The organism is Streptomyces sp. NPDC041205 (assembly GCF_055591765.1).
Map to the genome: position 1 here is coordinate 1 of NZ_JBVIZH010000003.1, position 20,002 is coordinate 20,002.

Genomic DNA, 20,002 nt, shown 5'->3' on the forward strand with positions numbered 1-20,002 from the left:
AACGCCCGGTTACATTCCGAACCCGGAAGCTAAGCCTTACAGCGCCGATGGTACTGCAGGGGGGACCCTGTGGGAGAGTAGGACGCCGCCGAACTTAACTTTATAAAGCCGTGGTTCCAGGACATATGTCCTGGAACCACGGCTTTTTTGTTTTCTGGCACCTCTTCCGAGCTTTCCTGGAGCCGCGCCACCCCTCTGCACGGCCGTCTGACAACTGACGGTAAGGTCAGGGGGCATCATTGGCTCGTTCCCCACAGGAGGCCCCCGGGTGGAGGTCCAGGAGACTCGCGTCCAGACGGACCGGGTCCTCACCATCCCGAACATCCTCAGCATGGCGCGTCTCGTCGGTGTGCCCCTCTTCCTGTGGCTGATCCTCAGGCCGGAGTTCGGCGGGCCGAACAGTGACGGCTGGGCGCTGCTGGTGCTCGCGCTGAGCGGCGTCAGCGACTATCTCGACGGCAAACTGGCGCGGCGATGGAACCAGATCAGCAACCTGGGCCGGCTCCTCGACCCGGCAGCCGATCGGCTGTATATCCTCTCGACGCTTGTCGGCCTCACCTGGCGGGAGATTCTTCCGCTGTGGGTGACCGCGCTGCTACTGCTGCGCGAACTGGTTCTGCTGGTGATGGTCTGGATCCTGCGGCGGCACGGCTATCCGCCGCCGCAGGTGAACTTCCTCGGCAAGGCCGCGACCTTCAACCTGATGTACGCCTTTCCGCTGCTGCTGCTCAGTGACGGAAGTGGCTGGATCCATACACTCGCTGCTATTTTCGGATGGGCGTTCGCCGGATGGGGTACAACGCTGTACTGGTGGGCAGGGATCCTCTACGTGGTTCAGGTCCGCCGACTTGTCAAGACGGATGCCATGGCCGATTGAGCCCGTCAAATGACGGGTGGGGCGGCCGGAAGGCTCGTACCTGAGTGAACGGGCCAATCCTGGCAGGCTGAGTCGGCTAGATCGTCGTCTATCAAGGAGGACGTTTCCGACATGAAGGCCGTCGTGATGGCCGGAGGCGAAGGCACCCGCCTGCGCCCCATGACCTCGAGCATGCCCAAGCCGCTCCTGCCGGTGGCCAACCGGCCGATCATGGAGCATGTGCTGCGCCTGCTGAAGAAGCATGGGCTCACCGAGACCGTAGTGACTGTCCAGTTCCTGGCGTCGCTCGTCAAGAATTACTTCGGCGACGGTGAAGAGCTCGGGATGGAGCTCACCTATGCCAATGAGGAGAAGCCACTCGGCACTGCCGGCAGCGTGAAGAACGCTGAAGAGGCACTGAAGGACGATGCCTTTGTCGTCATCTCCGGTGACGCTCTGACCGACTTCGACCTCACCGATCTGATCCGCTTCCACAAGGAGAAAGGCGCGCTTGTCACTGTCTGTCTGACACGCGTCCCCAATCCGCTGGAATTCGGCATCACCATCGTCGACGAAGAAGGCAAGGTCGAGCGCTTCCTGGAGAAGCCGACCTGGGGACAGGTTTTCTCCGACACGGTGAACACGGGCATCTACGTGATGGAGCCCGAGGTCTTCGACTACGTCGAAGCGGATGTGCCGGTCGACTGGTCCGGTGACGTCTTTCCGCAGCTCATGAAGGAAGGCAAGCCCATCTACGGCTACATCGCCGAGGGCTACTGGGAGGACGTCGGCACCCACGAGAGCTATGTGAAGGCCCAGGCGGACGTCCTTGAAGGCAAGGTCGACGTGGAACTCGACGGCTTCGAGATCTCGCCCGGCGTATGGGTCGCCGAAGGCGCCGAAGTGCATCCCGACGCCGTGCTCCGCGGCCCGCTGTACGTCGGTGACTACGCGAAGATCGAAGCGGACGCCGAGATCCGTGAGCACACAGTCGTCGGCTCGAACGTCGTCGTGAAGAGCGGAGCCTTCCTGCACAAGGCGGTCGTGCACGACAACGTCTACATCGGGCAGCACAGCAATCTGAGAGGCTGCGTCGTCGGGAAGAACACCGACATCATGCGGGCCTCCCGCATCGAGGACGGCGCCGTCATCGGCGACGAGTGCCTTGTCGGCGAAGAATCGATCATCCAGGGCAATGTGCGGGTCTATCCGTTCAAGACGATCGAGGCCGGAGCGTTCGTCAACACCTCCGTCATCTGGGAGTCCCGCGGACAGGCGCATCTCTTCGGGGCCCGAGGCGTCTCCGGCATCCTGAACGTGGAGATCACCCCGGAACTCGCCGTGCGGCTCGCCGGAGCGTACGCGACGACGCTCAAGAAGGGCTCCACCGTCACCACGGCGCGTGACCACTCCCGTGGCGCGCGGGCCCTGAAGCGGGCCGTGATCTCCGCTCTCCAGGCCAGCGCCATCGACGTACGCGACCTGGAGAACGTGCCCCTGCCGGTCGCGCGGCAGCAGACGGCGCGTGGCAGTGCCGGCGGCATCATGATCCGTACGACGACGGGGGTGCCGGACTCCGTCGACATCATGTTCTTCGACGGGCGCGGGGCGGACCTCTCGCAGGCCAGTCAGCGCAAGCTGGACCGCGTGTACGCGCGCCAGGAGTACCGGCGTGCGTTCCCCGGCGAGATCGGGGACCTGCACTTCCCCGCCAGTGTCTTCGACTCCTACACCGGGTCGCTGCTGCGCAATGTCGACACCACGGGCATCGCCGAGTCGGAGCTCAAGGTCGTCGTGGACGCGTCCAACGGCAGCGCCGGACTCGTTCTGCCCAGCCTTCTCGGGAAGCTCGGTGTCGACGCGCTGACGATCAATCCGGGGCTCGACGAGTCGCGGCCCACCGAGTCCGCCGACGCGCGCCGGTCCGGTCTGATGCGGCTCGGTGAGATCGTGGCGTCGGCCCGCGCGGCCTTCGGGGTGCGCTTCGACCCCGTGGGCGAGCGGCTTTCGCTCGTCGACGAGAAGGGGCGGATCGTCGAGGACGACCGGGCCCTGTTGGTGATGCTGGACCTGGTGGCCGCGGAGCGGCGCAGTGGGCGGGTCGCGTTGCCGGTGACCACGACACGTATCGCCGAGCAGGTCGCGGCGTACCACGGCACGCAGGTGGAGTGGACGACGACGTCACCGGACGATCTGACCCGGGTCGGACGCGGCGATTCGACGGTCTTCGGTGGTGACGGGCGCGGTGGGTTCATCGTGCCCGAGTTCAGCAGCGTCTTCGACGGCACAGCGGCGTTCGTGCGGCTCATCGGGCTTGTGGCGCGTACGCAGCTCACGCTCAGCCAGATCGACGCCAGGATCCCGCGTGCGCACGTTCTGAGGCGTGACCTCGCCACTCCCTGGGCCGTCAAGGGCCTGGTGATGCGGCATGTAGTGGAGGCCGCGGGCGAGCGGTCCGTGGACACGACGGACGGCGTACGGGTCGTGGAGGCCGACGGACGCTGGGTGCTCGTCCTGCCCGACCCCGCGGAAGCCGTCACGCACCTGTGGGCCGAAGGGCCCGACGACGCGTCCGCCCAGGCGCTGCTCGACGAGTGGGCCGCGGTGGTGGACAGCGCCGGGCACTGATGGCGCATATGTGCCGGACAGCACCCGTAAGTGGCGCTGTCCGGCACGCCGGTGGGGCCGTTCGGAGGTAGTGCCCGCGACGTGCGACGATGTGCGGCATGCCGCAGCAGCCCCCCGTTCGGAGCACCGTCTCGCGCCCCCGGCGCCCGGACGCCTCCATGTCGCTGCTCACCACCGTCATGGACCACAGCCTGGACGAGGGGTACGCGGAGGCCGCCGCCCGCAAGAGGGAAACCGGCACAGGCGGAGTCCCCAAGACGCTGCGGGCCAAGCTGGGGCTCGCGGTCGGTCTGGTGCTCGCCGCGCTCGTGGTGACCGTGGGTGCGGCGCAGGCGCGGATAGCGGCGCCGGAGCTGGCCAAGGAGCGCTCCGAGCTGATCGAACGGGTCGAGTCGGCGACCGCGGACGCGGACAAGCTCGAGGACGAGGTCGACGACCTGCGCGGCGATGTGAGCGCGCGTCAGCGGGCCGCGCTGGAGAAGCACGGCGGTGGCCGGGCCGAGTTGGTGTCGCTGCTGTCCGGTGCGACGGAAGTGCACGGGCCGGGTGTGAAGCTCGTGGTGGACGACAAGAAGGAAGCCGACCAGGGTGGCGGCGGTCCGCGGGAGAGCTCCGGGTTCTCCGACAACGGCCGGGTGCGGGACCGCGATATGCAGCGGGTCGTCAACGGTCTGTGGGAGTCGGGCGCAGAGGCCATCGCGATCAACGATCAGCGGCTGACCGCGCTGTCGGCGATCAGGGCAGCCGGTGACGCGATACTGGTCGACAACAAGCCGCTCGTGCCGCCGTATACGGTGCTCGCGGTGGGTGACGGGCAGCGGCTGAGCACGAGGTTCCAGAACAGCGTCGACGGCCAGTATCTGCACGGTCTGCAGGAGAACTTCGGCGTCCGGACCAGTATTTCCGCGGTGGACGACATCCGGCTTCCGGCCGCGCCCAGTGTGACCGTACGAACAGCAGAGCCGAAGGCAGGAAAGGGCACATCGTGATCGCCGTACTGGGCCTCGTCGTGGGAGTCGTGGCCGGATTGTTGGTTCGGCCCGAGGTTCCGGCGGTGGTCGAGCCGTATCTTCCGATTGCCGTGGTGGCCGCGCTCGACGCGGTGTTCGGCGGTCTGCGCGCGATGCTCGACGGCATCTTCGACGACAAGGTCTTCGTGGTGTCGTTCCTGTCGAACGTGGTCGTGGCCGCGCTGATCGTCTTCCTGGGCGACAAGCTGGGGGTGGGCGCGCAGCTGTCCACCGGTGTCGTCGTGGTCCTCGGTATCCGCATCTTCTCCAACGCCGCGGCGATCCGTCGGCACGTCTTCCGGGCGTGACGCCGATGAGTCCCATGAATCCCACGGACCCCGAGAACCCCGAGAACCCCGAGAACATGGACGACCCGGCTCAGGACGGCAGGCGCAGGGAACTGCCCGCCGAGGTCCCGGTGACGCCCCGCACGGCCGCTGACGGGCCGCCTGGCGAGCAGAGCGGGGGGCCGTCCCTGACCGGGCGTCAGAGGCTCGTACAGGGGATCTGGCCTCCGCGCCTTACGCGGGCGCAACTCATCGTGGCCCTGCTGCTGTTCGTCCTCGGCCTCGGGCTCGCCATCCAGGTGCGGTCCACGAACGACAGCAGTGCGCTGCGCGGGGCACGTCAGGAAGATCTCGTACGTATTCTCGATGAACTGGATGACCGAACTCAGCGTCTGGAAGATGAGAAGCGGAGACTGGAGGAACAGCGCACCGGTCTCGAGAACAGCTCGGACCAGGCCGAGGAGGCCCGCAAGCAGACCGCCGAGAGGGAACGGCAGCTCGGCATTCTGGCGGGCACCGTGGCCGCGCAGGGTCCCGGCATCACGCTGACGATCGACGACAAGAAGGGGACGGTTGAGGCTGACATGCTGCTCGACGCCATCCAGGAGTTGCGCGCCGCCGGTGCGGAGGCCATCCAGGTCAATGACGTCAGGGTGGTCGCCAGTACGCATCTGTCGGACGCGACGGGCGGTGGTGTGCGGGTGGACGGCCGGAAGGTCTCCGCGCCCTACCGCTTCAAGGTCATCGGCAAGCCGCAGGACCTGGAGCCGGCGCTGAACATCCCTGGCGGGGTGGTGCAGACTCTGGAGAAGGAGCAGGCCACGGTGACTGTCGCACGTACGGAGAAGATCGTCGTGGATGCCTTGCGACCGGCGAAGCGGCCTGACTACGCTCGGTCGTCCTCCCAGTGAGCCGGGGGCGCATGGGGGCCGTTGGTCCAGGGCATGAGGTTGCGGGGGGTCGGCGCACCGCAGATGGGGTGCGTGGTGGAAACTGTTTGGCGGCTCCGGACGTTGTGAGGATGTCCGTGGTGCCGCGGTATGACGGTGTGTGCAATCAGGGTTCGTCCTGCCCCACGGGCGGGTCTGTTTCGGTCAAGGGGAATCGCCCGTGAAGTTGTTTGCGAAGTTGTTCGGCAAGAGCGCACGTGAAGACGCCCGTCATCGTGCGCCGCGCGCTGGAGACGTGCCGGAGACGCAGGTGGGCGAGCGCCCGCTGTTCCGGGACCAGGTCGGCGGAGACAATTCGGGCGGACAGGGCGCGTCGTCTGTTGACCCTGCCAGTTCCGGCCGCATAGGTTTCGGGGAACCGTCAACCTCAAGTACGGGTGGAGGGTTTACCCCCGACCCGTACGCGTCCCATGCCCCTGGGGGGCAGCCGCGGCAGGAGGATCCGTCCATGTCGGCCCTGGTGTGTACGAGGTGCGGGAACCGCAACGCGCAGGCGAGCCGGTTCTGTTCCAACTGCGGTGCGCCGCTGCGGGCCGGAGCGGTCGCCGAGCGTCCGTCCGAGACCACTTCGACGATCTCCATCTCCGGACTCGAGGCCTACGACGCCGAGGTCACGGGGCAGACGCCGTCTCCGGCACTGTCGCCCGAGGCCCAGGCGGCCGTGGACGCGCTGCCGCTCGGCTCGGCGCTGCTCGTGGTGCGACGCGGTCCGAACTCGGGCAGCCGCTTCCTCCTCGACGGCGAGCTGACGACGGCGGGACGCCACCCGCAGAGCGACATCTTCCTGGACGACGTGACCGTGTCGCGCCGCCACGTGGAGTTCCGTCGCCTCGCGGACGGCTCCTTCACCGTCGCCGACGTGGGCAGCCTCAACGGCACGTATGTGAACCGGGAGCGGATCGACTCCGTCGCGCTGTCCAACGGCGACGAGGTGCAGATCGGCAAGTACCGGCTGGTCTTCTACGCGAGCCAGCGGGGCATCTGACCCTCCCCCAGACTCCGTCTGGGGGGATCCCCAGGGAAGGTCCATGCTGCACACAACGAGGGGCGGTGCCGGAAACGGCACCGCCGCCGCGGACCGTCGGCTGATGAGCATCGGCACGGTGCTGAACGCGCTGCGTGACGAATTTCCCGAGGTCACCATCTCCAAGATCAGGTTCTTGGAGTCCGAAGGGCTCATCGAGCCGCAGCGCACGCCGTCCGGCTACCGCAAGTTCAGCCCGGAGGACGTCGAGCGGCTCGGGTACGTCCTGCGGATGCAGCGCGACCACTATCTGCCGCTCAAGGTGATCCGCGAGCAGTTGGACGCCACGGAGCGCGGTGAGGTCCCCGCCGTCCCCGCGCCCGGGCAGTCGCCCGAGTCCGCCGACAGCGAACTCGCGGAGGCCGACGCGGAGCGCACGGCGGCACGGCTGGGCCGGGACACCCTGTTGGCCGCAGCCGAGGCCGATGAGCGCCAGCTCGCCGAGTGGGAGACGTACGGCCTGATCACGCCCCTGCCCGACGGCAGCTACGACGCGGACGCCGTGACGGTGGCCGCGCTGGTCGTCGAACTCGGGCGATTCGGTATCGAACCCCGCCATCTGAGGGCCATGAAAGCGGCCGCAGATCGAGAGGCGGGCCTCGTCGACCAGGTCGTCGCGCCGCTGCGCAGGCACCGCAATCCGCAGACCAGGGCCCATGCGGAAGCCCGTACGAAGGAGCTCGCGGGGCTCACTGGCAGGCTGCACGCGGCGCTCGTGCACAGTGCGCTCGGTGTCCGGGTGCGCTGACCCGATCGGTGCCCGACTACCCAAACCTGCCGGGCACGTCCTAGGGTTGCTGTGTGAACGAGCTCGACGTCGTAGGTGTCCGGGTCGAAATGCCCTCCAACCAGCCGATCGTGCTCCTGCGTGAAGTGGGAGGCGACCGGTACCTCCCCATCTGGATCGGACCAGGGGAGGCGACCGCCATCGCCTTCGCACAGCAGGGCATGGCGCCCGCACGGCCGCTGACGCACGACCTGTTCAAGGACGTGCTGGAGGCTGTCGGCCAGGAGCTCACCGAAGTGCGCATCACCGACCTGCGGGAAGGCGTGTTCTACGCCGAGCTGGTCTTCGCCAGCGGAGTCGAGGTGAGCGCGCGGCCCTCCGACGCCATAGCGCTTGCGCTGCGCACCGGGACGCCGATCTTCGGCAGTGACGGGGTGCTCGACGACGCCGGGATCGCCATTCCGGACGAGCAGGAGGACGAGGTGGAGAAGTTCCGCGAGTTCCTCGATCAGATCTCGCCCGAGGACTTCGGCACCAACAGTCAGTGAGCCGCGCTCGGCGGCGAATCCGGCGCCCCGGTTGGGCGGTCGGCGGCAGGCGGCGCGCCGTCGTTCGTCAGCCCGTAGGACCCCTCCGGGAGGCCGTCCCCGGATCATTCGGCTAGCCTTTCCCCGCAGCGTGGGAGGGGAAACCACTCGCAGGGTGATTATCACCCGGCGTGCCGAGTGTGGCGTTCGTTGACGAGCCCCTGGTGACTGCCTACCGTCGAGGAGGCAGGTCAAGGACGGAGGTCGGCGTGAGAAGCAGCGGCGACGGCACAGCGGTGGGCGGTCCGTACCCGCATCACAGCAGCTCGGCCGATCACTCTCCGAAGCGCCCGGTGGCAGTGCACGGTGGCACCTCCGGGCCGGAAGGTCAGGGGGAGAGCCCCGAGCAGGACCGGGTCGGATATCGGGGGCCCACGGCGTGCGCCGCCGCGGGCATCACATACCGCCAGTTGGACTACTGGGCGCGGACCGGGCTCGTCGAGCCCAGCGTGCGCGCGGCCGGTGGCTCCGGGACCCAGCGGCTCTACAGCTTCCGTGACGTGGTCGTTCTGAAGATCGTGAAGCGGTTCCTCGACACCGGGGTGTCGCTGCAGAACATCCGCACCACGGTCCAGCATCTGCGCGACAGCGGATTTCGGGACCTGGAGCGCACGACGCTGATGAGCGACGGGGCGACGGTCTACGAATGCACCTCGCCCAATGAGGTGCACGATCTGCTCCAGGGCGGGCAGGGCGTCTTCGGGATCGCCGTGGGCGTCGTGTGGCGCGATGTGGAGGCCGCGCTGTCGCAGCTCCACGGGGAGCGCATCGACACCGGGGAGACCCTGATGGGGCACCACCCCGGGGACGAGCTCGCGAGGCGGCGCAACCGGGCCGTGTGAGGCGGTCGGCGGTGGTCGGCGGCGGGTCCTGACGGGGCGGTTGTGCCTGGTGGCTCAGGGGCATTGTCAGTGGCTTAGGGCAGCATCGGAGATGTGAGGACCGCGCCGACGATTCTGCATCTCGACATGGACGCCTTCTACGCGTCCGCCGAGCAGGCTGCCAAGCCGAGCCTGCGGGGCAAGGCTGTCGTCGTCGGCGGGCTGGGCCCGCGCGGTGTGGTCGCCACCGCCTCCTACGAGGCGCGTCGGTTCGGGGTGCACTCGGCGATGCCCATGGGGCAGGCGCGGCGGCTCGCGCCGAACGCCGCGTACCTCGTGCCCCGGTTCTCGTTCTACCGGGAGATCAGCGACCAGGTGATGCGGCTCCTGCGGGAGCTGTCGCCGCTGGTGGAACCGCTGAGCTTGGATGAGGCCTTCGTGGACCTGGAAGCGGGGGGCGTCGCGGCGGACGAGGCGGCCGCGCGCGCCGTCGGGGAGCGGCTGCGGGCGGACATCCTGCGGGTCACGGGACTGACCGGGTCCGTGGGGCTAGCCGTGTCCAAGATGCTGGCGAAAATCGCCTCCGAGCAGGCCAAGCCGGACGGGCTTGTGCTGATATCGCCGGGTACGGAGCGGGAACTGCTCGCGCCCATGACCGTGCGGACGCTGCCCGGGGTGGGGCCCGCCACCGGCGACCACCTGCGACGGGCCGGGATCACCACCGTCGGGGAGCTGGCCGAAGCCGGGGAGGACGAGCTGGTACGGCTCCTTGGGAAGGCCCACGGCGGGTCGCTGTACGCGATGGCGCTGGCGCGGGATGAGCGGCCCGTGGTGGCCGAGCGGGACACCAAGTCGGTCAGCGTCGAGGACACGTACGACGTGGACATCCACGACCGGGTGCGGGTCCGGATGGAGGTGGCGCGCCTTGCCGACCGGTGCGTGCAGCGGCTGCGGGACGCCGGGCACTCCGGGCGGACCATCGTGCTGAAGGTGCGGCGCTTCGACTTCTCGACCCTGACGCGCTCCGAGACGCTGCGCGGCCCCACGGACGACCCCGGGGTGGTGCGGGAGGCTGCCGCGCGGCTCCTCGAGTCCGTGGACACGACGGGTGGGGTGCGGTTGCTGGGGGTCGGGGTGAGTGGGCTTGCGGACTACACGCAGGAGGACTTGTTCGCTCAGGCACAGGCGCAGGCCGATGCTGCGGCGGAGGCGGGTGTGGGAGCCGGTGCGGCCGGGGCGGGTTCTCAGGGTGTGGTGGGGGCTGAGGTGGGCGTGAGTGCGGGCGCGCGTGTGGAGGTTCGGGGCGGGGTGGAGCTTGGGGTGGGGGAGTGGGGTGGCGGTGAGGTGCTGGATGGGGACGGGGATGGGCGGGGTGAGGCTGCGGGCGGGAGTGAGTCTGGTGGTGAGGGAGCTGGTGGTGCGGTGATTGGGGGTGTTGGGCTTGGTGGTGGGGTCTCCAGCGGTGGCGGGTTTGGTGGTGGCGGCGGTGGTGGTGGGGAGTCTGTGTCGTTGGCTGAGCGCAGGTGGTCGGCCGGGCATGACGTGCGGCATACGGCGCATGGGGCGGGGTGGGTGCAGGGGAGCGGCCTGGGGCGGGTGACGGTGCGGTTCGAGACGCCGGGGTCGGCGCCGGGGCGGGTGCGGACGTTCCGGACGGATGATCCGGAGCTGGAGCTGTCGGATCCGTTGCCGTTGGTGGCTGAGGGCATGGAGGTGGGGGAGGCCGTCGGGGGCGCGGGGATGGGCGAGGCGGCGGAGGGCGAGGGGGCCGGGGATGTCGAGGGGGTGGTGGCTTCGGGGTGTGTCGGTGTTGGTCGGGCTGCTGTGGAGGAGGGTTCCGCTGGGGGCACTGTGGCCACGGGGGAGCCGGGAGTGGCCAGGCGCGGGGAGTGGACGGGGGGTGGGCGGGACGCCGACGGTGTCGGAGGCGCCGTGAGGGTCGAGGGCTCTGAGGGGCCCTGACGACGCAACCGGTCCACAACCGGTCGAAGACGGCTACGACAGCCCGCAGCTGGCCACGGCGAGCCGCGTGGGCCGCGTGAGTCGCGTAGGCCGTGTGGGCCGGGACGGGCCGGGACGGGCCGTGTGGGCCGGTGGCGGAATCTCGGCGCCGTGGGTTACGCGGACGTCTGGCCGAAGTCCACGTCCGGCGGGGGCGGCGGTGGAGCCAGGTCCAGGCCGTAGTGGCGGTAGAGCTGGAGTTCCTGTTCCGGGGACAGATGGCGGCCGACGCCGAAGTCCGGGGCGTCCTTGATCAGGGCGCGTTCGAAAGGGACCCGGAGAGTGCCGTCGTCGACCAGCTCGCTGGGCTCCAGGGGGACGAAGGCGTCCCTGCTGAACAACCCCGTCCGTATGGCCGCCCACTCCGGCGCGCCGGTGGCATCGTCGAGATAGACCTCGTCGACTGTGCCGATCTTGGCCCCGTCGCGGTCGAACGCCTTGCGGCCGATCAGGTTGCGCGGATCGATATCGGTCTGCACGGGCCCTCCAACTGGTCGCGAGTCGTTCGTGCTCGTACCTGCTTGTGCGTACTCGTACCTGCTCGTACGTGCTAGTACGTACTCGTCCAGAATTCGCTCGTCATCACTACGAAAGAGCACATCGAGGCGGGCGGCCACTCGAGGGATCGGCCACGGTCCTCGCTGGTAGGCTGGCGAGTGGCTGTTGACCCCGTGCGGGAGAGCTCTTCGGTGGCAGCACCGGAGGCGCCGAAGGAGCAACTCCTCCCCGGAATCTCTCAGGCCCATGTACCGCACGGACGAGGTCACTCTGGAAAGCAGGGCGGGCGTCGGGCGGGCACGTTCGGAACCCTTCCTCACCGACGGTGAAAGCAGCGCTGCCCTCGGGCGGAGCTGTGAAGCTCTCAGGTTGAGATGACAGAGGGGGAGGCCGTCCGGGTACCCGCGCCGTGGTGCCCCTCGCAGGTCGTGTCAGACCAGGAGGCCTCCGCAATGACCGCCACTCCTCGTACTCCGCTCTCGCAGCTGGAGCAGGGAATCCCCTTCGAACAGCGGCACATCGGACCCGATGCAGAAGCCCGCGCCAAGATGCTCGCCCAGGTCGGGTACGGCTCCCTCGACGAGCTGACGGCCGCCGCGGTGCCGGATGTGATCAAGAACGCCGACGCCCTCGAACTGCCCGGCGCGCGGACCGAGGCCGAGGTCCTGGCCGAGCTGCGCTCCCTCGCCGACCGTAACCAGGTGCTCGACTCGATGATCGGGCTCGGCTACTACGGCACGTTCACGCCGCCGGTGATCCTGCGGAACGTGATGGAGAACCCGGCTTGGTACACGGCGTACACGCCGTACCAGCCGGAGATCTCGCAGGGCCGCCTGGAGGCGCTGCTGAACTTCCAGACCGTCGTCGCCGACCTGACCGGACTGCCCACCTCCGGTGCTTCGCTGCTCGACGAGGGCACCGCCGCCGCCGAGGCCATGGCGCTCTCCCGGCGCCTGGGCAAGGTCAAGAACGGCGTCTTCCTCGTCGACGCCGACGTGCTGCCGCAGACCGTCGCCGTGATCCAGACCCGCGCCGAGCCGACCGGCGTCGAGGTCGTCGTCGCGGACCTGACGGACGGCATCCCGGCCGACGTCGCCGAGCGCGGCGTGGTCGGCGTGCTGGTCCAGTACCCGGGCGCCTCCGGTGCCGTACGGGACATCAAGGCCCTCATCGACCAGGCCCACGACCTGGGCGCAATCGTTTCTGTGGCCGCCGACCTGCTGGCGCTCACGCTGCTCACCTCGCCCGGCGAGCTCGGCGCGGACATCGCCGTCGGCACCACCCAGCGCTTCGGCGTGCCGATGGGCTTCGGCGGCCCGCACGCCGGCTACATGGCGGTGCGCGAGAAGTTCGCCCGCAGCCTGCCCGGACGCCTCGTGGGCGTGTCCGTCGACGCCGACGGCAACAAGGCCTACCGGCTCGCGCTGCAGACCCGTGAGCAGCACATCCGTCGGGAGAAGGCGACCAGCAACATCTGTACCGCCCAGGTGCTGCTCGCCGTCATGGCCGGGATGTACGCCGTCTACCACGGGCCCGAGGGGCTCAAGGCGATCGCGCGGCGCACCCACCGGTACGCGACGATCCTCGCCGCGGGCCTCAAGGCCGGGGGTGTCGAGGTCGTGCACGAGGCGTACTTCGACACGCTGACCGTCCGCGTGCCGGGCAAGGCCGCCGACATCGTGACCGCGGCCCGCGAGGGCGGCGTGAACATCCACTTCGTGGACGCCGACCAGGTGTCGTTCGCGTGCGACGAGACCACGACGCGGACGCAGCTCGCCGCGATCTGGACCGCGTTCGGCGTCGAGGCCGACATCGAGGCGCTGGACGCCTCCGTCGCCGACACGCTGCCCGCCGGGCTGCAGCGCTCCGACGAGTTCATGGCGCACCCGGTGTTCCACCAGTACCGCTCCGAGACCGCGATGCTGCGCTACCTGCGCCGTCTCGCCGACCGGGACTACGCGCTCGACCGCGGCATGATCCCGCTGGGGTCCTGCACCATGAAGCTCAACGCCACCACGGAGATGGAGCCGGTCACCTGGCCGGAGTTCGGCCAACTGCACCCCTTCGCGCCCGCCCAGCAGGCGCAGGGCTATCTGACGCTGATCCGGGAGCTCGAGGAGCGGCTCGCCGAGGTCACCGGGTACGACAAGGTGTCGCTGCAGCCCAACGCCGGTTCGCAGGGAGAGCTCGCAGGACTGCTCGCGGTCCGCGGCTACCACCGTGCCAACGGTGACGACCAGCGGACCGTCTGCCTGATCCCGTCCTCCGCGCACGGCACCAACGCCGCCAGCGCCGTGATGGCCGGGATGAAGGTCGTCGTGGTGAAGACCGCGGACGACGGCGAGATCGACGTCGAGGACCTGCGGGCCAAGATCGAGCAGCACCGCGACCAGCTCGCCGTCCTGATGATCACCTACCCGTCCACGCACGGTGTCTTCGAGGAGCACGTCGCCGACATCTGCGCGCAGGTGCACGACGCGGGCGGCCAGGTGTACGTCGACGGCGCCAACCTCAACGCCCTGGTGGGCCTCGCCAAGCCCGGCCACTTCGGCGGCGACGTCTCGCACCTGAACCTGCACAAGACGTTCTGCATCCCGCACGGCGGCGGCGGCCCCGGCGTCGGCCCGGTGGCCGTGCGCGGGCACCTCGCCCCTTACCTGCCCAACCACCCGCTGCAGCCCGCCGCCGGTCCCGAGACGGGCGTCGGGCCCATCTCGGCCGCGCCGTGGGGCTCCGCCGGGATCCTGCCGATCTCCTGGGCGTACGTGCGCCTCATGGGCGGTGAGGGACTCAAGCGCGCCACGCAGGTCGCCGTGCTCTCCGCGAACTACATCGCCAAGCGCCTGGAGCCGCACTTCCCGGTGCTCTACACCGGTCCCGGCGGGCTCGTCGCGCACGAGTGCATCATCGACCTGCGTCCGCTGAGCAAGTCCACGGGCGTCAGCGTCGACGACATCGCCAAGCGGCTCATCGACTACGGCTTCCACGCGCCGACCATGTCGTTCCCGGTCGCCGGCACGCTGATGATCGAGCCGACGGAGAGCGAGGACCTGGACGAGCTCGACCGGTTCTGCGCGGCGATGATCGCCATTCGCGGTGAGATCGAGAAGGTCGCGAGCGGCGAGTGGAACGCCGACGACAACCCGCTGCGCAACGCCCCGCACACCGCAGCCGCGCTCGGCGGTGACTGGGAGCACGGCTACAGCCGCGAGGAGGCCGTCTTCCCGGCCGGAGTGGTGGCAGCGGACAAGTACTGGCCGCCGGTGCGCCGCATCGACCAGGCGTACGGCGACCGGAACCTGGTCTGCTCCTGCCCGCCGCTGGATGCGTACGAGGACTGATACCGCGGCGCCGTAGGCGCGGCGTCGGCGGATCCGCGGGCGCACATGAGTCAGGGCCGGTTCGGACAGGATGTCCGGGCCGGCCCTTGTGTGCGTGGTGGACGGCTCAGGCGGCCGTCATCACCTGGCTGGTGGCCAGCGGTCGATGCGGGGCGATGATCTCCCCGTTCGGCAGTAGCTCACCGGTGTCCTCGAAGAGCAGGACGCCGTTGCACAGCAGACTCCATCCCTGCTCCGGGTGATGTGCCACGAGGAACGCGGCTTCCCGGTCGGCGGATTCGGCTGTCGGGCACGGTGGCTGGTGCTGGCACATGGAAGGGTTCTTTCGCTGCGTGGTGATGGTCGTGACGTCTGTCTTGCGGCTCGATGCGGTGTTCATCGCCGCCCCCCGTTTTTTGTCGGTCCGGTCCAGTGTTGCCCTACGGGCGTCATTCCGCAGGGATTTTGCTGCAGCGGTTCCTACTGCTTAATGACGTATCACCCGCGCGGACGGTTCAGCCCAACTCCCCTGTCCCTTCGGGTGGTTCGTGATAGCCGAAGTGGGCTAGTCCGGTTGGGCGGGGCGGGACGGGCGGTGACGAGGCGCTGACCCGCGGCGACCGGGCCGCTCGCAGCCGTGCCCCGCGGCCCGGGCGGGGCGGCGGGGCACGGCGGAACCCGGGGTGGCGGCGTCAGGCGGGCGAGCCCAGGAGCGGTGCCGGGGTCAGGCGGTGGGTGAGCACCGGGAGCAGGTCGGCGGCGCGGTGTGGGCGGTGGGCCGCGATGCCGGGGGGCGCCGGGGCGAGGGGCACCAGGAGGTCCGTGGGGGCGAGCGGGCCGCTGGCGCCGTCGTCCGTGCAGTCGGCGTGCAGCCACAGGGTGAGCATGTACAGCTCGGGCACGGAGAGCAGCCGGGGCTGATAGGGCTTCGGCATGGTCTCGGCGTGCCGCAGGGCCAGTTCGGCGGAGGCGATGTACGGGCCTTCGCAGAAGTGCGAGAAGGCCCAGCCGTCCGGTGTGAGCATCGTGTCGGCCGCGGCGACCGCGCGCTCGCCGCAGCGGATCAGGAAGCGCCATCCGGTGAGCTTGGTCGGTGACGTGCCCGGCGCCGTGACGTGGACCAGCTCGTGGACCGGCAGCGGCAGTTCCGCGCTCGTGGGGCCCTGGGTGGCGCGCAGCACCGGGGTGCGGGCCCCGCGGACGGCGGTCGGAGAACCGAGGGCCGCGAGGACGCTGCGCAGGGCGGGCGCGGGAGCCGGGGGGACAGACAGGGGCATGGTGGGTCGCCTCTCTCATTCGACAGGCACAGTGGAGCGGGGGCAGGTGCGGACGGCGCTGTCAGCTCTGGGCCAGAGGGGCGGGGGCAGGGGGACCGCGAGCGCCAACTCTCTGCCTCAACCGCGGAGTTTATACGACGGGTGTTCAGGGAGTGTTTCGTCTAACCGCTCCGAATATCGCGGGCAAGTCGCAATCCGGTCGCCCTGCTGAGGCTTTTCTCCCGATTCCGGATCGCTTCCCGAGCGATGACCTCGGTATTCTCCGCGGCTGCGGTCGGCCGATTCTCGTTGGTTTTCTTCACCACAACGTGAGGATCGGACTGCGCACTTCGTCATGCCTGGTGAATGTGCCGCGCGGCAACTCCCTCAAGGGTACTTGTCCATGGTCCCGCACGGGGCGTTATGGATCACATCGGCTGGGCATCATCCCCCGTACACAGCGGCCGGGTCGCCGGCGGCCGGTCCGAGGAGGGACGCTTCGATGGGCGAGAAGGTCGTGGCAGGAACGTTCGACCTGTCCGATCGTCACCAGTACCGGATCAAGCTCCGGCAGTGCCTCGCGGCGCTGGCCCGGCTCCTCGAGGAGCAGCGGTTCGACCGGCCCAAGAATCTGATGGGCCTGGAGATAGAGCTGAATCTGGCGGGACCCGACGGCATGCCGAGAATGATGAATGCGGAGGTTCTCAAGCGCATCGCGAGTCGCGATTTCCAGACCGAGCTCGGAATGTTCAATCTGGAAGTGAACATTGCCCCGCACCGGTTGGGCGGCCGTGTTCTCGACCGGCTCGCCGAAGAGCTGCGCACCGGCCTCGCCTATGCTCACCGGAAAGCGAACGAGGTGGACGCGGGCATCGTGATGATCGGCATTCTGCCGACGCTGTCGCGCCAGGACCTGGTCTCCGCGAACCTCTCCGACGTGGACCGCTACGTGCTGCTCAACGACCAGATCGTGGCGGCGCGCGGCGAGAGCTTCGCGCTCGACATCGAGGGCGTGGAGCGCCTGACGTGTACGTCGGCGTCGATCGCGCCGGAGGCGGCCTGCACATCGGTGCAACTGCACCTCCAGGTCACGCCGGGGAAGTTCGCCGATGTGTGGAACGCGGCGCAGTCCGTCGCCGCCGCGCAGGTCGCGGTGGGCGCCAACGCCCCGTTCCTGTTCGGCCGCGAGCTGTGGAGCGAGTCGAGGCCGCCGCTGTTCCTGCAGTCCACGGACACCCGGCCGCCCGAGCTCCAGGCGCAGGGGGTGCGGCCGCGCACCTGGTTCGGCGAGCGCTGGATCTCCAGCGCGTACGAGCTCTTCGAGGAGAACCTGCGCTACTTCCCCGCGCTGATCCCGCTGTGCGAGGGCGAGGACCCGCTGCGCGTGCTCGACGCCGGAGGAGTGCCGCAGCTGGCGGAACTCGCCCTGCACAACGGCACGGTGTACCGCTGGAACCGTCCGGTGTACGGCATCGCCGACGGCGTACCGCATCTGCGCGTGGAGAACCGGGTGCTGCCCGCGGGGCCCACGGTGACCGACGTGATCGCCAACGCCGCCTTCTACTACGGCGTGGTGCGGGCACTGGCCGAGGAGACGCGGCCGGTGTGGTCGCGGCTGCCGTTCGAGGCGGCGGCCCGCAACTTCGACACCGCCTGCCGCTACGGCATCGAGGCGCGCCTGGAGTGGCCCCGCCGGGGGCGGTACGGCGGCACGGCGCGGGTGGCCGCCGTCGATCTCGTACGCGACGAGTTGCTGCCCCTTGCCGCCGCCGGGCTCGACGCGTGGGGTGTGGAGGCGGCCGACCGGGACCTGTACCTCGGTGTGATCGAGGAGCGATGCCGCAGGCGGGTCAACGGGGCCTCCTGGCAGTCCGCCACCTACCACCGGGCCCTGGAGCGCGGCCTGGAGCGCGACGCGGCGCTCGCGGCCACCACACGGCGCTACTGCGAGCTGATGCACACGGGCGAGCCGGTGCACACGTGGCCGGTGGGGCTGCCGGAACCGGCGTTGCCGCTGGGCTAGGGGGCGGGTCGGCCGCACCATCGGCCGGGGTCGTGTCTCACTGCCGTGTGCCCGCCTGCACGATTCACTGCCGTGTGCCCGCCTGCACGATCGCCTTGAGGATCACCGAGTGGATCTCGGCGGGGTCGTCGACCTCGTGGCCCGAGCCGCCCGTGGCCCGGGCGATCTGGTCGGCCTCCCGCTCGTCGGCGTCCGGGCCGACCGCGATGGCGATGATCGGCAGCGGCTTCTCCGGGTCGGCGAGGGCGCGCAGGCGGGAGACGAGGCCGGCGCGCGAGATGCTGTCCGGGTCCTGGTTGACGCCGTCGGTGAGCAGGACGAGCGTGTTGAACTTGCCGGGCGCGTAGCCCGCGCGGGCCTTCTCGTACGCGGCCAGCGTCGTGTCGTAAAGCCCGGTGGCCCCGCCGGGGACGGGGCGCAGCGCGCCGAACGCCTTGGTGAGGCGGTCGCGCTGGGTGCCGTCGTCCTTCCGGTCGCCGAGGCGTCCGGTGGGCACCAGCTCGCGGTAGTCGCGCGCGCCGTCGAGGCGGGCGGCGAACTCCCACAGGCCGATCTCGTCGTTGTCCGTGAAACCCGTGAGCGCCTGGAGCAGGGCGGCCTTCGTGACGTCCATACGGGACTCGCCGCGCCCCGGCACGAGCTGGCGCATCGAGTCCGACGCGTCGACTACGGTGATGAAACGCGCGCTCCGCACCGTGATGGTCCACATGCCGAGGGCCTCCTGCACCTCCTTGTCGGAGGGCGCCTCGCCCGGCTCGCGGGCGTACGGCTGCGGGGTGCGGCCGCCCGCTGCCGTGACCAGCTCGGCCGACGGCCGTGCCCCGTCCGTGCGGAAGCCGTGCTCCGTGAGGATGTGTCGGCCCGCCTGTTCGCCGAAGAACGTCATGAAGCGCAGCGCCGCCCGGCTCTGGTCGGTGGAGAGGTCGTTCTCGCGGATCAGCGTGTACGGGTAGTCGAGGGCCGGTGAGCCGTCCTTGGGGTAGAAGAGGCGCAGATCGTGCTCCTCGTCGGCGGACGCGTTGTGCGCGAACGACGCCTGCTCGGAGAGGATCAGAGCCTCGTTGCGGCGCGGGTTGCCGCGCTCGGCGCCGGAGGAGTCGCGGGCCAGGGTGTCCAGGAGCCTGCTGTCGCTGTCGGACGTGCGGGACGCCAGGGCCTTGGCCGTCGCGGCGGCCCGGGTGTCGGCGTCCTTCGCGCCGGACGCCCGCGCGGAGGCGCCGAGTCGGGTCAGCGCGAGCAGCCCGCTGGCGCTGCGCGCCGGATCCGCCGTACCGAGCCGCGGCGCGTCCTCGCGCGCCGACGCGCCCGCCAGCCGACTCCAGGTGTACGTCTGCCGGGGCCACCCCAGATCCTCCGCGGCGGGCTCCAGCATGCCGACGCCGATCGGCGAGGTGGCGATGTTCCCCGCGGGGGACACCCGCTCCTGGCTGCCGCCGGTCCCGGCGCGCTGCACCCACACGCCGGAGTCCGGCACCCACACGTCGTAGTCCGCCTTCGCGCTGTCGCGGCGGAGCTCGTCGGCGACCTCGTACGGCTCGCGTGCGGCGACGCGGATGTCCATGCAGTGGCCGTCCGAGGTGATGTCCTTGTCGCGCACGTGGTCGGCGGCGTCCTTGAGGGCGGGCGTCGCGGCGGGCGCGGCGACGACGTCGAGGCGCACCGCGTCGTCGCGACACGAGTCGCCGAGCGGCAGGAACCCGGCGCGGACCGCCACCGCCGCGCCCGCCGCGACGACCAGGACGAGGGCCGTGACCAGGGCGACGGTGCGGCCGCGGCCCCGTGGACGTGGGTCGGATGCCGCAGTCCTGCGCCCATCGGGCAAGCTGTGACGTCCCATGGCGGTGCTCCCCTCCCCGTGCGATGAAGCTGCGACGAAGCGATGAAAAGCAACAATCAAGGATGAACGAGGATGAGGGGGACGGCGCGCCACGGTGGGCGTCCGTCCCCCTCGGCCTGTCGCGCACGTGGTTCGTAAGTTCTTTCGAGACCCTAGCGGCACGGGGGCGGGGATGAG

General features: G+C 69.8%; 16 protein-coding genes, 1 rRNA gene and 1 riboswitch. Of the genes, 13 read left to right on the forward strand and 4 right to left on the reverse strand.

The window, feature by feature from the left end; translation table 11 throughout:
* The 11 genes from rrf to ACZ6BG_RS14200 all read left to right on the forward strand — a co-directional run.
* A 5S ribosomal RNA gene (gene rrf / locus ACZ6BG_RS14150) occupies nt 1-94 on the forward strand; the annotation flags it as partial.
* Between the two features lie 174 nt (nt 95-268).
* On the forward strand, nt 269-877 hold the full coding sequence (locus tag ACZ6BG_RS14155) for a CDP-alcohol phosphatidyltransferase family protein (protein ID WP_087883245.1): 609 nt from the start codon (nt 269-271) through the stop codon (nt 875-877).
* Between the two features lie 111 nt (nt 878-988).
* The gene (locus tag ACZ6BG_RS14160; RefSeq protein WP_385725489.1) at nt 989-3,484 is read left to right on the forward strand and encodes a sugar phosphate nucleotidyltransferase; all 2,496 of its coding nucleotides are present in this window, start codon (nt 989-991) and stop codon (nt 3,482-3,484) included.
* Between the two features lie 89 nt (nt 3,485-3,573).
* Nucleotides 3,574-4,473, forward strand: coding sequence for a DUF881 domain-containing protein (locus ACZ6BG_RS14165; protein WP_469000332.1), 900 nt, complete (start codon nt 3,574-3,576; stop codon nt 4,471-4,473).
* Nucleotides 4,470-4,802 carry a small basic family protein gene (locus ACZ6BG_RS14170; protein ID WP_003988855.1) on the forward strand — a complete coding sequence of 111 codons (333 nt, stop codon included), beginning with the start codon at nt 4,470-4,472 and terminating at the stop codon, nt 4,800-4,802. The genes ACZ6BG_RS14165 and ACZ6BG_RS14170 overlap by 4 nt, the downstream gene beginning before the upstream one ends.
* Nucleotides 4,803-4,858: 56 nt before the next feature.
* On the forward strand, nt 4,859-5,692 hold the full coding sequence (locus ACZ6BG_RS14175; protein ID WP_469002874.1) for a DUF881 domain-containing protein: 834 nt from the start codon (nt 4,859-4,861) through the stop codon (nt 5,690-5,692).
* A gap of 139 nt (nt 5,693-5,831) precedes the next feature.
* Nucleotides 5,832-6,716 (forward strand): FHA domain-containing protein, encoded by an 885-nt coding sequence (locus tag ACZ6BG_RS14180; protein WP_469000334.1) that lies wholly within the window; start codon nt 5,832-5,834, stop codon nt 6,714-6,716.
* 43 nt (nt 6,717-6,759) lie between these two features.
* Nucleotides 6,760-7,503 (forward strand): transcriptional regulator FtsR, encoded by a 744-nt coding sequence (gene ftsR, locus ACZ6BG_RS14185; RefSeq protein WP_469000336.1) that lies wholly within the window; start codon nt 6,760-6,762, stop codon nt 7,501-7,503.
* Between the two features lie 53 nt (nt 7,504-7,556).
* Entirely contained in the window at nt 7,557-8,030 is a 474-nt protein-coding gene (locus ACZ6BG_RS14190) for a bifunctional nuclease family protein (RefSeq protein WP_005475662.1), read from the forward strand.
* Between the two features lie 248 nt (nt 8,031-8,278).
* Nucleotides 8,279-8,911: a MerR family transcriptional regulator gene (locus ACZ6BG_RS14195; protein ID WP_468462228.1), complete on the forward strand. Its 633-nt coding sequence runs from the start codon at nt 8,279-8,281 to the stop codon at nt 8,909-8,911.
* A gap of 93 nt (nt 8,912-9,004) precedes the next feature.
* Complete coding sequence (locus ACZ6BG_RS14200; RefSeq protein WP_469000340.1) at nt 9,005-10,852, forward strand: DNA polymerase IV; 1,848 nt, start codon at nt 9,005-9,007, stop codon at nt 10,850-10,852.
* 155 nt (nt 10,853-11,007) lie between these two features.
* On the opposite strand, the gene ACZ6BG_RS14205 is transcribed toward ACZ6BG_RS14200, so the two are convergent.
* Nucleotides 11,008-11,370, reverse strand: a complete 363-nt coding sequence (locus ACZ6BG_RS14205) for a PRC-barrel domain-containing protein (RefSeq protein ID WP_469000342.1) — start codon at nt 11,368-11,370, stop codon at nt 11,008-11,010.
* A gap of 185 nt (nt 11,371-11,555) precedes the next feature.
* A riboswitch (glycine riboswitch) is annotated at nt 11,556-11,653 on the forward strand.
* Between the two features lie 188 nt (nt 11,654-11,841).
* On the opposite strand from ACZ6BG_RS14205, the gene gcvP reads away from it, so the two are divergent.
* Nucleotides 11,842-14,730, forward strand: coding sequence for an aminomethyl-transferring glycine dehydrogenase (gene gcvP / locus ACZ6BG_RS14210; protein ID WP_469000345.1), 2,889 nt, complete (start codon nt 11,842-11,844; stop codon nt 14,728-14,730).
* Between the two features lie 106 nt (nt 14,731-14,836).
* Here the strand turns inward: gcvP and ACZ6BG_RS14215 are convergent, their stop codons facing one another.
* Both ACZ6BG_RS14215 and ACZ6BG_RS14220 read right to left on the reverse strand, forming a co-directional pair.
* Complete coding sequence (locus tag ACZ6BG_RS14215; RefSeq protein ID WP_190120131.1) at nt 14,837-15,043, reverse strand: DUF5999 family protein; 207 nt, start codon at nt 15,041-15,043, stop codon at nt 14,837-14,839.
* A 358-nt stretch (nt 15,044-15,401) separates the two neighbouring features.
* Complete coding sequence (locus ACZ6BG_RS14220) at nt 15,402-15,986, reverse strand: hypothetical protein (RefSeq protein WP_469000348.1); 585 nt, start codon at nt 15,984-15,986, stop codon at nt 15,402-15,404.
* A 481-nt stretch (nt 15,987-16,467) separates the two neighbouring features.
* Between ACZ6BG_RS14220 and ACZ6BG_RS14225 the strand changes: the two genes are divergently transcribed.
* A complete protein-coding gene (locus ACZ6BG_RS14225) occupies nt 16,468-17,988 on the forward strand; it encodes a glutamate-cysteine ligase family protein (protein WP_469000352.1) in 1,521 nt (506 codons plus the stop codon).
* 64 nt (nt 17,989-18,052) lie between these two features.
* On the opposite strand, the gene ACZ6BG_RS14230 is transcribed toward ACZ6BG_RS14225, so the two are convergent.
* Nucleotides 18,053-19,825 (reverse strand): substrate-binding domain-containing protein, encoded by a 1,773-nt coding sequence (locus tag ACZ6BG_RS14230; RefSeq protein WP_469000354.1) that lies wholly within the window; start codon nt 19,823-19,825, stop codon nt 18,053-18,055.
* Nucleotides 19,826-20,002: the final 177 nt, after the last annotated feature.